Origin of the sequence: Clostridium neonatale (assembly GCF_900465025.1) — a bacterium.
In the GTDB taxonomy this organism is placed as follows: Bacteria; Bacillota; Clostridia; order Clostridiales; family Clostridiaceae; genus Clostridium; species Clostridium neonatale.
Window position 1 is genome coordinate 846,128 of the sequence record NZ_UICR01000002.1, and the last position, 13,382, is coordinate 859,509.

At 27.0% G+C, this 13,382-nt stretch carries 15 protein-coding genes; 6 read left to right on the forward strand and 9 right to left on the reverse strand.

The genetic code is table 11. The annotated features are described in order from the left end of the window. Window positions 1–43: 43 nt before the first annotated feature. A complete protein-coding gene (locus tag CNEONATNEC86_RS15475) occupies window positions 44–208 on the reverse strand; it encodes a hypothetical protein (protein ID WP_157065787.1) in 165 nt (54 codons plus the stop codon). A gap of 179 nt (window positions 209–387) precedes the next feature. Between CNEONATNEC86_RS15475 and CNEONATNEC86_RS15480 the strand changes: the two genes are divergently transcribed. After that, a complete protein-coding gene (locus tag CNEONATNEC86_RS15480) occupies window positions 388–1,803 on the forward strand; it encodes a spore germination protein (protein WP_125148203.1) in 1,416 nt (471 codons plus the stop codon). A gap of 103 nt (window positions 1,804–1,906) precedes the next feature. On the opposite strand, the gene CNEONATNEC86_RS15485 is transcribed toward CNEONATNEC86_RS15480, so the two are convergent. From CNEONATNEC86_RS15485 to CNEONATNEC86_RS15495, 3 genes are read right to left on the reverse strand one after another with little or no spacing between them, the layout of a single operon-like run. Next, a complete protein-coding gene (locus CNEONATNEC86_RS15485; RefSeq protein WP_058296082.1) occupies window positions 1,907–2,251 on the reverse strand; it encodes a hypothetical protein in 345 nt (114 codons plus the stop codon). A gap of 18 nt (window positions 2,252–2,269) precedes the next feature. After that, a complete protein-coding gene (locus CNEONATNEC86_RS15490) occupies window positions 2,270–3,106 on the reverse strand; it encodes a CvfB family protein (RefSeq protein WP_159136343.1) in 837 nt (278 codons plus the stop codon). Window positions 3,107–3,145: 39 nt separating this feature from the next. Continuing rightward, entirely contained in the window at window positions 3,146–3,646 is a 501-nt protein-coding gene (locus tag CNEONATNEC86_RS15495) for a gamma carbonic anhydrase family protein (RefSeq protein ID WP_125148202.1), read from the reverse strand. A gap of 118 nt (window positions 3,647–3,764) precedes the next feature. On the opposite strand from CNEONATNEC86_RS15495, the gene CNEONATNEC86_RS15500 reads away from it, so the two are divergent. Further along, the gene (locus CNEONATNEC86_RS15500; protein WP_159136344.1) at window positions 3,765–4,772 is read left to right on the forward strand and encodes a CehA/McbA family metallohydrolase; all 1,008 of its coding nucleotides are present in this window, start codon (window positions 3,765–3,767) and stop codon (window positions 4,770–4,772) included. Window positions 4,773–4,798: 26 nt separating this feature from the next. Here the strand turns inward: CNEONATNEC86_RS15500 and CNEONATNEC86_RS15505 are convergent, their stop codons facing one another. Continuing rightward, window positions 4,799–5,122, reverse strand: a complete 324-nt coding sequence (locus CNEONATNEC86_RS15505; RefSeq protein WP_058296086.1) for a hypothetical protein — start codon at window positions 5,120–5,122, stop codon at window positions 4,799–4,801. Between the two features lie 245 nt (window positions 5,123–5,367). Between CNEONATNEC86_RS15505 and CNEONATNEC86_RS15510 the strand changes: the two genes are divergently transcribed. Together CNEONATNEC86_RS15510 and CNEONATNEC86_RS15515 are read left to right on the forward strand one after the other, a co-directional pair. Beyond that, window positions 5,368–5,835, forward strand: a complete 468-nt coding sequence (locus CNEONATNEC86_RS15510) for an Lrp/AsnC ligand binding domain-containing protein (protein WP_058296087.1) — start codon at window positions 5,368–5,370, stop codon at window positions 5,833–5,835. 164 nt (window positions 5,836–5,999) lie between these two features. Next, the gene (locus CNEONATNEC86_RS15515) at window positions 6,000–6,197 is read left to right on the forward strand and encodes a DUF378 domain-containing protein (protein WP_058296088.1); all 198 of its coding nucleotides are present in this window, start codon (window positions 6,000–6,002) and stop codon (window positions 6,195–6,197) included. Between the two features lie 135 nt (window positions 6,198–6,332). On the opposite strand, the gene CNEONATNEC86_RS15520 is transcribed toward CNEONATNEC86_RS15515, so the two are convergent. Continuing rightward, window positions 6,333–8,087, reverse strand: a complete 1,755-nt coding sequence (locus CNEONATNEC86_RS15520) for a phosphoenolpyruvate carboxykinase (ATP) (protein WP_058296089.1) — start codon at window positions 8,085–8,087, stop codon at window positions 6,333–6,335. Between the two features lie 393 nt (window positions 8,088–8,480). On the opposite strand from CNEONATNEC86_RS15520, the gene CNEONATNEC86_RS15525 reads away from it, so the two are divergent. Continuing rightward, window positions 8,481–9,359, forward strand: a complete 879-nt coding sequence (locus CNEONATNEC86_RS15525) for a ComEC/Rec2 family competence protein (RefSeq protein ID WP_058296090.1) — start codon at window positions 8,481–8,483, stop codon at window positions 9,357–9,359. A gap of 165 nt (window positions 9,360–9,524) precedes the next feature. After that, window positions 9,525–10,982 (forward strand): glutamate--tRNA ligase, encoded by a 1,458-nt coding sequence (gene gltX, locus CNEONATNEC86_RS15530; protein ID WP_058296091.1) that lies wholly within the window; start codon window positions 9,525–9,527, stop codon window positions 10,980–10,982. Between the two features lie 99 nt (window positions 10,983–11,081). Here gltX and CNEONATNEC86_RS15535 read toward each other — a convergent pair whose 3' ends face one another. The 3 genes from CNEONATNEC86_RS15535 to CNEONATNEC86_RS15545 form a co-directional block, all read right to left on the reverse strand. Beyond that, window positions 11,082–11,855, reverse strand: coding sequence for a ribonuclease H-like domain-containing protein (locus CNEONATNEC86_RS15535; RefSeq protein WP_058296092.1), 774 nt, complete (start codon window positions 11,853–11,855; stop codon window positions 11,082–11,084). A 14-nt stretch (window positions 11,856–11,869) separates the two neighbouring features. After that, complete coding sequence (locus tag CNEONATNEC86_RS15540) at window positions 11,870–12,598, reverse strand: HAD-IB family hydrolase (RefSeq protein WP_058296093.1); 729 nt, start codon at window positions 12,596–12,598, stop codon at window positions 11,870–11,872. Between the two features lie 168 nt (window positions 12,599–12,766). Beyond that, a complete protein-coding gene (locus tag CNEONATNEC86_RS15545; RefSeq protein WP_125148197.1) occupies window positions 12,767–13,303 on the reverse strand; it encodes a nitroreductase family protein in 537 nt (178 codons plus the stop codon). Window positions 13,304–13,382 lie beyond the last annotated feature (79 nt).

Genomic DNA, 13,382 nt, shown 5'->3' on the forward strand with positions numbered 1-13,382 from the left:
GATACTATATATATGTTGTGCAGAATTAATTGAAGTTCTATATTTAATTCCACTTTTTTATTATTTTCTTTATTTTTTTAAATCCCACTTCTCCAATATCAATTATTTCTGACGCAAATTCATACATAATATTTTTCCTATTCATTTTTCTCATATTTCTTTTTATTCTATCTATTTTAGTTATCTTTCTTATTTTCATATTTAACACCAGCTTTCTCCTATAATAATAGTAGTATCTGTATTAATATTATTTTAATACTAAAATAATATTAATGATTTTTTCTATAAATTAATATGAATAAGTAATATTTAAAATATGAATACAAATTTACATAATTGCCATACTAATTATATGCAATATTCAAATGTTGAAAGAAGGTGTATTTCTTGAATGTATCATCTAGTTTTAAAGAAAATATTAAATTAATGCATTCAAATTTAGTTATTGATAAAAGCTATGATATAGTTGAAAGAATATTTAAAATTGGAGGCAAAGACACTGTTTTATACTATATAAATGGCTTCATAAAAGATGACATAATGGAAGAAATTTTGAAATCATTCATTAGTATCTCTGTTGATACTATGAATTCTTATAAGACAATAGAAGAATTTACAACACATCAAGTTCCACATGTTTCTGTTGAAAAACAAAGTGATTTAGAAAAAGTTATAGATGCACTTTTAACAGGCCAGACTATATTTTACGTGGATGGTTATAAATATTTTATAGTTCTAGACCTACGTACATATCCTGGCCATGATTCTTCAGAACCTGAAAAAGAAAAAACATTAAGAGGCTCTAGAGAGGCTTTTATAGAAAAGCTTGTATTTGATTCTGCTCTTCTAAGAAGACGTATACGGGATCCTAGATTAATTTTTGAAATGCATTCTATTGGCACAATTTCAAAAACTGATGTATGTGTCGCATACATAGATGGTGTAGCTGATGAAAAAATACATAAGATGATAGTTGACAGTCTTCAGAAGGTAGATATAAACGCCCTTACTGTTGGTGATCAAACATTAATTGATGTAATGTGCAGGCGTAACTGGTTTAATCCATTTCCAAAAGTACGTTATACTGAGAGACCTGATGTGGCAGCTGCTCATATAGTTGAAGGTAAGTTTGCTATAATCGTTGATAATTCCCCTAACGTATTAATACTTCCAACTGGCATTTTTGATTTTCTTCAAGATGCTAATGATTACTACTTTCCTTTATTTACAGGAAATTATTTAAGACTTATTAGAAACTTAATAATACTTGCAACAGTATTTGTAACTCCACTATATTTATTGTTTATAAATGGAAATATTTCAGCGCCAGCATATTTAGACTTTCTAAAACCCAAGGATAGTTATTTTGTACCTATGAGTATACAATTTATTATACTTGAATTTGCTGTTGATGCTTTAAAACTGGCATCATTAAACACACCAAATGCTCTTGGAAGCTCTCTATCATTAATAGGTGGATTAATTATAGGTGAATATACTATAGATAGTGGATGGTTTACAAGTCAATCAATATTATATATGGCAATAGTTGCACTTGGTGGATTCTCTCAAACAAGTGTTGAAATGAACTACGCCTTTAAATTTATGCGTATGCTGCTTATAATATTATCTGCACTGTTTGGATTCTATGGATTTATTGGTGGATTAGTAATTATGTTTATAATCTTAGTTTCCACTAAAACAATAGCTGGAGACCATTACTTCTATCCTCTATATCCATTAAATCTTAAAGCGCTTAAAAATGTATTATTTAGAGCTAGAACTTCTAATAAAGTTCAATAAAATTTTATATTTTAATAATAAATTTAAGAGGTTATATCATAATGAGTATTTCATTTAGATATAACCTCTTAAATTTATTATTATATACTTATTACGTTAACTATTAAAAGAAGCTTGTTACTCTTCCTTTTCTTATATAATTTACACCTCTCATTTTAAATCTTTCTAATTGCTTTGAATAATAAAAATTATATAAATCTATTGCAAGAAATAACCCATCCATAACTGAATATTTTACATCTTTTAAAAATATCCCATTTTCTTCTTCAATTTCTACTTTGTTTGTCTCTTCCATTAATCTTTCAAATTTTTGTTTGCTTTCAGTAAGAATATTCATTATTTCTTCTTCTTCATAGCCTTCAAAATTTTTATTGATAATGTCATTAACAAATTTTACATACTCACTATTTACTGTTATGTATTCATTGAAAATATCGTTTAAACTCATCTCAAGTTATCCTCTTTCTTATAAAAGTCTTGTTCCTTCTTTATCTTGTGTTATTAGTTTCTTTTTCATTAGTCCGCCAAGAGTCATTTTAAAGTAATTTTTACTTGTATTGAATTCTCTTTTAATTTCTTCTGATGAACTCTTATCATTATATGGCATATATCCACCATTTTCTCTTAAATACTTAAGTATTACTTCACTTAATTCTTCTCTTGCATCTAAACGTTTCTTTCTTGTAGTAATTCCAAGTATTCCATCTTCATAAACTCTTTTTATTCTAGCACTTATTTCTTCACCTGGATATATGTACTCTAAATGCTCATTAGGCAATATAAGTCCTATATATTCTCTATCAACAGCAATCTTTAAAGTTCCATTTTCAGCAGTATCATATACTATAACCTTAATTTCATCATCAACCTTATACTTACCTTCTTCTGCAATATCTAAGTATTCATGAATCTTAGTAGTACCTGCTAACCTGTCTGTTTTATCAATATACATATAAAATAAGTATTTTTTTCCCGTCTTTAATTTAAATGCCTGCTCTTTTAAAGGTATAAATAAATCTCTTTCAAGTCCTATATTAACAAAAGCACCAATTTCACTTTGAGATACAACCTCTAAGTATGCAATATTTCCAACAGTTAATAAGGGTCTTTTTAAAGTAGAAATCAATCTATCTTTAGAATCTCTATAAACAAAAACTTCTAAACTTTCACCTACTTCTACTTTGCTACCTTTCGCATTACTATTTGGTAATAGCACCTCATCTCCAAATTTATCTTCTAGATAATAACCAAAATCCACTTTTTTCTTTACCTTTAATTTATTAAATTGTCCTATATTTATCATATTTTATCCTCCATAGAGTTATTTGCTAACTTTCTATATTTATTTAAATTCATTGCTTAAATTTACATAATTCAAGCTAGACTTTTTATTACTTTCAATTTCCTCTTGAGTTAATTTTCTAATCACTTTTGCTGGATTTCCAAGTATTAAAACATTATCCTCAAACACCTTATTAGATGTTATTAAACTTCCAGCCCCTATAATAGTATTATTGCCAATTTTAGATCCATTTAGTATTATAGAGCCCATTCCAACTAGAACATTATTTCCTATTTCACACCCATGTATTATTGCTCCATGACCTATAGTACATCCTTCACCTATAACAACTTTGTAATCTTCATCCGTATGTATAACTGTATTTTCCTGAATATTAGTATTTTTCCCTACTACTATATTTTCAAGATCACCTCTTAGTACTGCTCCAAACCATATATTTACATTTTCATCCAAATTCACATTACCTATTATGACTGATGTTTCTGCTATATATGTATTCTTATGGATTTTAGGCTCCTTATTCTTAAAATTCTTTATCACTTATGATCACCTCATTTAGATTATTAAAATTATTTTATCATTACAATTGCTTATTGTCATTATTTTAACTACTTCTCTAATAATATATATTATAAATAATTTTTAGAGGTATATTTTTTTGGCTAGTAAAAAGAGTGATAAAAAAAATGAATTTGATATAAAAGACTTAAAATTTTATTATGGAATACCACATGCACATTCGGGATTTTCCACTGGACACGGCACCCCAATAGAGGCTTTTGATTATGCCAGACATAATGGCTTAAATTTTTTAATATTAACCGATCATAATAATTACCTTACAAAAAAGGTTCGGGTTAAGGGAAATGAATTTACAAAATGGGATGCAAGTAAATATTTATCTTATAGATATAATAAAAAACATGAAAATTTCCTATCTATCATAGGTTTTGAAAGTAAAACTAATCCCTTTGGTGATATGAACATAGTAAATTCTGATACCTTTTTTACAGGTACAGTTAATAATCTCCAGCTTATATTATTATGGATGTTAAATAATCCACATGCTTTTATTTCAATCAATCATCCCCATAAACAGATACAGTATTTAGAATATAATCCTGTATTGAATAAACTTATAACCTCCATAGAGGTTGGAAATGGTTCATATCCAAATAGATATATACGATATGAGCGGTATTATTATTACTTGTTAGATAAAGGATGGAAATTAAGTGCAATTAATGGACAAGACAATCATCGAATGAACTTTGGTGACACTGAAAATTTAACTTGTGTTATCGCAAATAATTTAAATACAAACGCTCTTGTTGATGCCTTCAGAAAACATAGAACCTATTCTACTGAATCAAGAAGCTTAATAATGCATTTTACTATTAATAATACTTTTATGGGAGACACACTTTCAAAAGATATTAATTCTCTTCAATTTTCTATATATGCTGAAGATCAAAATTATCTTATTAAAGAAATACACATCATTTCATATAATGGTAGCGTAATAAAGAAAATAACTGATTTGAATCTTCATAGAATAAGATATATTTACAAACATAATCCTAAGTCAAACGAAACTTGGTTTATCATTAAAATTTTACTTGATAAAAATAAACTTGCAATAAGTTCTCCTATTTTTAGGCATTAAAAAAGTCGGTAAAGTTAACCGACTTTTTATTTATCTTTGTTTTTAACTCTATTTGGCTTAGCTTTTGGTCTTATTTGAATTTGTTTTTCTTTTTTCTTAACTCCCCCTGTTTGCAGTATATCCATGAACCATAAGAAAAATAGTACTGCTAATATAGAGAGTCCATAATTTACAAATACATTAACTTTTCCTGCAAACAATTGTATAATAAATAATACTATTGATATTGCAAGTGGTATGTATTTATTTATACGTATCTTAGAAAATACATACATTCTGCAAAGTGCAAAACATACAAGTATAAGTATAAACATTAATACAAACATGAGAATTGAAGATAAAATAGCCATAGCTTAAGTCCTCCTAAAAAAATCTATCCAATAATTAATATTAATTTATATTCAGAATATTATCAAGCATTATAAAGATTTTTATAACTTTCCATATTTACTATTCAGAATACATAAGTGTAAAATTTTATTAAAATATCAATATTTCAAAAATATTTTTCTAAATCGTTATTTTCTTCTTTAAATTTAACATAATATTTGATAAAATAAAAATAAATTATATAAAATTAATTTGAGGTGATATTATGGGTAGTATATCTAACGCTAATTTAGATGAATTAGATTTACAAATACTTGATTTATTAATAAAAGATTGCAGAACTCCTTATTTAGAAATTGCAAGAATCTGTCATGTAAGTGGCGGAACAATACATGTTAGAATGAAAAAGATGGAGGACCTTGGTATAATTAAAGGTTCTAGAATAATTTTAAACTTACCAAAACTCGGCTATGATGTTTGCTGCTTTGTAGGTATCTACGTTGATAAAGCATCATCATTTAATTCAGTATTTGAAGAAATGTCTCATATTAAAGAAGTTGTGGAATTACATTTAACTACTGGTAATTTCTCTATGTTTGCTAAAGTAGTTTGTAGTAATATTTCTGACCTTCAAGACGTGCTTCTTAATAAAATAAATACTATTACAGGCATTCAAAGAACTGATACATTTATTTCATTATCTCAACCAATAGATAGAAATATTTCATTATAAAGAAGAAAGTTAAATTTCTTCTTTAATTTTTGTTAAAATATGGCCTATACATTGCTTTAACAAATGTAATTTATTTATAATGCATAAAATATATACCACTAACGCATACTATTCTTGAATTAAATTATTAATTTTATTTTTTAAATTTAAGGAGTGTGTTTTTAATGAAAGTATTAGATACAATTGCACTTATATTAGTTATAATAGGCGGAATTAATTGGGGATTAATTGGATTCTTTCAATTTAACCTAGTTGGATCTCTTTTCGGATCTTTCTCAATGCTAAGTAGAATTATCTACGCTTTAGTTGGCATTGCTAGTCTTTATAGTATTTCATTCTTTATGAAGGATAAAGTTTCATAAGATAATACATTCTAAAATAAAATAATTTATTATATGTTTTAAATATTGGATATACAATAAATTAAAATTAAAACAACAAGCATGACGTATTAATTACTTTCATACATCATGCTTGTTGTTTTACAAATTAATTTTTTATTTTTTTACTCTTTTAATTTCATCAAATAATTCTATTGCTGCACTTCTAGGACCAGTTTTTTCTTGCCCTTTAACACCCAAACATGTTTTAATTTGACCAACTTTGACTTGATTAGATTTGAACATTAAATCAAAATATTCATCTATTAATATATCAGTTTCTATTTGCTTTTGTGCTGGTCCAAATGGATTTGCAAAATATGATTCTACAAGGCCTTTTTCTGTTGTTGTTCCTTTAGCAATTCTGGCACCTGCTTTAAATGTCTTTTTAGCATCATCCACATTTTCAAAGTAATTAAGATATTTATCGCCTTCTCTTACTTCATCATAATTATTTGCATAGAAGAAGAAATCTATTGGATAGCCCTTAGTTATTTCTTTGTATGATGCAACTGGCATAACTAATCTTGCATTAATCTTATCAGGATTCATAAATATACTTCTATCTATTTCCTTGAATGCATAACCTTGATCTAAGTCATCTAATCTTACAAATGCGCCTATTTCTGTTCCGTAGCCTTTTATTACGCCATCTTCAATCTTAAATGTTCCCATATCATCAAAGATTATTGTCATATCTGAAATATAATCTTCACTTAAACTTCTAAAGGCTTCTAAGCTTTCTGATTTACCAGCGCCACTGTCTCCCATAATAACTACATTAGCAACATCACCGCTCTTTAATACAATGTTAACCATAGAACCATGGATTGGTAAGTAGCCACGCTTAATCATAAGAAGATTATAAAGAGTTAATGTCATCTTCTTCATATAACCAAAGTAATCTATTTTCTCTGAATGATTTACATATCCAAGCATTATATCATTTTTCTTATCATCATAGAAAACTGTTTGAAGCTCTTCTCCGTCATCTTTAGCGCCAAAAACATATATCATTTCTGGCTTTCTTCCTCTAGTTTCTTCACTTCTAGCCATTTCAAACAAGTTACATAATGTTATTCCATGTTCCATAAAATCTCTATGGAAGTATATGAAAATTAGCATCCCACCTATTTTAGCTGGATAGCAGAACCAATGCTCTTTATTTATTTGTGCATATTTTAATGGATTGTAGTCAATCTCAGTAAACATTCCGTCTCTTGTATTTCTCTTAGGATATGTTATAAATGGAGTCTCTAAAAGAATTTTATCTATAAATGGAATATCTTCTAATAGCTCATATCCTTGTGGTCTAGCCCATTCCATTTCATGTATCATAACACATGCATTTCCACCTGCAGGTATTTGTCTATATACTTGTGGTTCATATCCAAGCATGCTCTTTTCTATTTTTCTATACAATTTTAATATTAATACCGAAAAGTTATCATTAGCTTCAGTAAAACTTGCTGCTGCGAGTCCTTCTTGCACTTTATATCTATGAATTATTGTGTACCTCTCAAGTCTTCTCCAGAAAAGATAAAAATCTTCTACAAAAGCTATAAAATCATCTTTTAAACTTAGTAAATCTAAAAACCTTTCATTATGCTCAATAATTTCTTCCACACTCATAACTGTTAAATATTTAATTATCTGAATTATATCTCTTCTTACATCTATTAAGCTATCTGTATTTAATGAATTACTTAAATATCTATATGATTTAGAATTTTTCTTTTTAGATCTTCTTAAATAGATATCTAAAATTCGTCTAAATCCGTCACTTTCTAATACAGCCTCAAAGCTATCACAATACTTTGCAGTAAAGTTAATCATAACTTTGTCATTACTCATTGAAAATTCTTTTTTCATTTTTCGTCCCCCCATTATGAATTTTTTATATCAAAAAAATTTCATTTTATTTCACTTTGCCACGTTCTTATAACATTATACCATATTTTTTGCAATATTCAACCTATCAATTTTTCATTTGTTGCATTTTTCATTTAAAACTTTCTTACTTCATTTAGCTATTTTAGAGTGAAATACGCAGTTTGTAATTATATTTTCATTCAATATATTAATCTTATGCTAAATGAATAATTAATGTGATTTTAAGAACGTTAATATATTTTTCAAACTTTTTATTCGCATTTCATATTTTTCCTTAATATTCTAATTCTTTTTATAATCCTTCCATTCTTGTTAATTTAATGGTAAAATATTCCTAATTCATTATGTATTATTTTTTACGGAGAGAACTTTATGAATAAAAATAAATTATTTAGAAAAAGACACATTTCCTTATTTGCAAATATTTTCATATTAGTTGCTTTATTAATATTTGTTAAACTTTCTTTTAACTTTAATAATTATTCTAATACTTATAAAAATGCCATGCTCGTTCACTATATTGATGTAGGTCAAGGTGATTCTGTTCTTATTCAAGTAAATAATAAGAATCTTTTAATTGATTCTGGACCGGAGTCCAATAAGAATAATCTATTAAAATATTTAAAAAATCTTAATATTGATACATTAGATTATGTAATAGCAACCCATCCCCACGAAGATCATATAGGAAATATGCAGCATATAATAAATACTTATAATATCTCAGCTTTTTATGCACCAAAAGTTACAACTAGCTCTAAAACCTTTGAGCAAATGATAGATTCTTTAAAACGAAAAAATTTAAAAATAAATGTTATAAAGCAAGGTATATCATCCATAGATTTAGGTAATAATACTAAAGTTACAGTCTTCTCACCTAACCATGATAGTTATGATAATTTAAATAACTATTCTCCAATTATGAAGATAGAATATAAAAATACTTCATTTTTATTTACTGGTGATGCTGAAGAAGAAGTTGAAAGTGAAGTTTTAAAGAATAATTTCCCTTTATCTTCTGATGTATTAAAAGCTGGGCATCACGGTTCCTCTACTTCAACCAGCGCTTCTTTTCTTAATGCTGTTAATCCTAGTATATGTGTGATCAGTGCTGGTATAAATAATAATTATAATCATCCAAATCCTACTACATTAAAAAAGCTACAAAAAAATAAATGTATTATTTATAGAACAGATAAACTTGGAGATATATTGCTTATTTCTGATGGAACTACTATTAAAAAAAAATAGTACATGTGACTATTTTCTTTCTATTTACTAAATATAAATTTAATAAAATACCAAAAATAATACTGCGTTGTTAATACAAGAAATATTGACATAAAAAGACCATTGAGATATGATAAAAGTATTGTTAAAATGCAAGTTAATTATTAGAAATTGGGAGTGAAAAACATGGCAAATAAAATTAGAACAAGATTTGCACCTAGTCCAACTGGGTATATGCATGTTGGTAATTTAAGAACAGCTCTTTATGCATACCTTATTGCAAAGCATGAAGATGGTGATTTCATATTAAGAATAGAAGATACTGATCAAGAAAGATTAGTTGAAGGTGCTACAGATATAATCTTTAACACTTTAAAAATGACTGGACTTAATCATGATGAAGGTCCAGATATAGGTGGTCCAGTTGGTCCATATGTTCAAAGTGAAAGAAAAGATATTTATCTTGAATATGCTAAAAAATTAATTGAAAAAGGTGAGGCTTATTACTGCTTCTGTTCTAAAGACAGATTAGATATGCTTAAAGAAAATGCTGAAGCATTAAAGAGACCTTTTAAATATGACAAACATTGTGCTCACTTAACAAAAGAAGAAATAGAAGAAAATTTAGCTAAAGGACTTCCTTATGTTATAAGACAAAATAACCCAACTACAGGTACAACAACTTTTGAGGATGTCATTTACGGAAAAATATCTGTTGATAACTCAGAACTTGAAGACATGATTTTAATAAAATCTGATGGTCTTCCAACTTACAATTTTGCAAATGTTGTTGATGACCACTTAATGGGAATAACTCACGTAGTTAGAGGAAATGAATATCTTTCATCTTCACCTAAATATAACAGATTATATGAAGCATTTGGATGGGATGTTCCAGTTTATGTTCACTGTCCTCCAATAATGAAAGACCAACATAATAAGTTATCTAAGAGAAATGGTGATGCTTCATTTGGTGACCTTATAGATAAAGGCTATTTAAAAGAAGCTGTACTTAACTATATAGCTTTACTTGGATGGAACGATGGATCAAATGAAGAAATATTCAGTTTACAAGAATTAACAGAAAAATTTGATTATAAAGATATAAGTAAATCACCAGCTATTTTTGATAGTGCTAAGCTTAGATGGATGAATGGAGAATATATAAGAAAACTTTCTTTAGATGAATTCCATGAACTAGCAATGGTTCAATATAAGAAAGTATTACACAAAGATTTTGATTTTAAATTTATATCAGAATTATTACATACAAGATGTGAAGTATTAACTGATATACCAGAACAAATTGATTTCTTAGAAGAACTTCCTGAATACTCTACAGATCTTTATGTTCATAAGAAAATGAAGAGCACTGTTGAAACTTCGCTTGAAAATTTAGAAAAAGTATATCCTGTTATTGAAGCTATAGGTGAAGATAACTGGAATATTGATTATTTACATGAAAAAGTATTTGAATTAATTAAATCTTTAGAAATAAAGAATGGTACAATGCTATGGCCTATAAGAACTGCTCTTTCTGGCAAATCATTTACACCAGGTGGTGCTTTTGAAATTGCTATTCTTATCGGAAGAGAAGAATCACTTAAGAGATTACAAAAAGGTATTGAACTTTTAAAAGCATAATAAAAAGGGACCTCTAAAAAAGAGGCCCCTTTTTAAAAGTAAAGTACTGTTTACTTCTAGAAAGAATCTGTGTTTATTCTGTTTATTATTCTATAATCTTTAAGCTAAATTATCCTTTATATCTTCTTTATCTATCTCAACAATAACTTCTGCATTATCATCATCATCTTCTTCAATTTCTTCTATATTTTTTATTTCATCAATATCTTCTATTTCTTCTTCAACTTCTTCAAAAATATATTTTTTCCAATTGACATAAATATAATATAAATTAACTACATCTTGTTCATTATATTGAAGTATTTTATCAATTTTTTCTTGAGGCATTCTTTTAAAATAACTTCTATCTTTAATTACTTTATGAAAAGTTTTAGCTAAATTAGATCCGCTAATTACTTCTCCTTCTCTTACAATATCAAATATTTTTTCAAGATTTTTAAGACCTATTGATGAATTTTTATCTTTTTCATATTCCTTTTGGATATCAATAGAATCAAATTCATCTTCAAAATTATAATATATCTCCTGTTCTTTAAACAGATAGTTAATCACCGTAAAATCATTATTGCCTGAAAAAGTAACTATTGCCTTTTTACCTTTTTCTTTCATATTCACAAAATACTTTTTTGCAAGATATAGTATATACGTTGCTTCGTATTTGTCCTCAATCATATATTGAGTAACTTTGATTTCTTTACTTTTCTTATCATATTCACATGCACCAAAAACCCCTATACATTTGGGCTTTTTATATACGTAGTGCTCAAGGTCAAAAAATATTAATTCTTCTGGTTTATATTCCCTATCTTCAGGTTTTATCATAAATTCATCGCTGTATTCTTCTACCTTCACATTGTTCTCTCGAATAATCACAGTACCACTCTTTCCTATACAAACTGTATATCTTCAATATCTAAATTGTATATTACATCTTTTCTCTCAACAATAACATTAACTTTTTTTATTAACTCTCTATCACTTATAACTTTTTGAAGCAGCTCTTTTGTAGCATTCATACAATATGGGTACTTAACACTCTTAAACATAGTGTAATCTCCAGATGTATCACCATAAGCATAGCTTTTTGATAAATCTATATCATATTTATCTACAAATTTTTGTATAGATTTTTCTTTGCTTTTACTGTCCCACATTGGAATAACTTCACCAGTATAAATATTATCTTCATTTACTATATAGTTAGCTCCAACATAGTCTGTAAATCCATATTTTTTAGCCATTTCAGCTACCATTTCCGAAGGTGAACCTGAGATTATTATTAAGGTATGATTATTATCTTTATGCCATTTAATTCTATCTCGTGTAAAAGTGTAAACTCTATCACCTTTTTGTTCTACTATTTTCTTAGCTATATACTCCATTTGGCTCTTTTCTAAACCTTTAATTGATTCAATATAAATATCTGTCATTTTCAAAAGATAATCATCATAATCTCCCTGCCTCTTATCCCATTTTAAATAATCTGGCCTAACATCATTATACCATCTTTCAGTCTCTATTATTTCATACTTAACCATCTTTTTGAATATTTCTGTTATAAGCCCTTCTCTATATAGTGTTCCATCTAAATCAAAAAATGCTGCTACATTTGACATATTTAATCACACCTTTCTTTTAATAATTTTAATAAGATGATTTATCTATAGTTTTATTATAATAAAAAGATTTAAAAATCTAGATTTTTTTAATATTTATTTTTATTCTACTATATTATATATATTAACATTAAGTATGGAACTACATATATTATAGTTTAACTATATTTATTCAATAAATGTGTAAATCTCACTTATATCTTTTCTTATCTTTTTTCTAACTTCAGTATTTTCTGGATATCCAATAGAAATTACTAATCTTATTCTTTTAGTTTTATTTAATTTTAAAAGTTTTTTTAAAGCTTTTTCATTAAACCATCCAAGAATACAAGTACCAAGTCCAAGCTCCTCTGCCTGAAGACATATATGTTCAGTAGAAATCCCAATATCAACAGATCTATAATCTTGATTCTTTACTAGTTCTCCTGTCCTTGAAGTGATATTTCCATTTTCTTCAACAACTACAATAAAAGCTGAACATTCTTCTGTAAACTTGTTCATAATCTTGTCCCTTATGCACTCAGAAACCTTAAGAGACATTTCTTTATTATTTACTATTAAAAAGTGCCAAGGCTGACTATTACATGCTGATGGAGCTAATCTAGCTGCTTCTATACATTGTATTATTTTTTCTTTTTCTACAGCTTTATTTAAATATTTTCTACAGCTTTGTCTTCTAGAAACCAATTCAAAAAAACTTTCCATATTTATTCCTTCCATTCTCTTCTTAATATGACAATCCCATAACATATATGTTATATATGATTTTAAATTTAGTCAACAT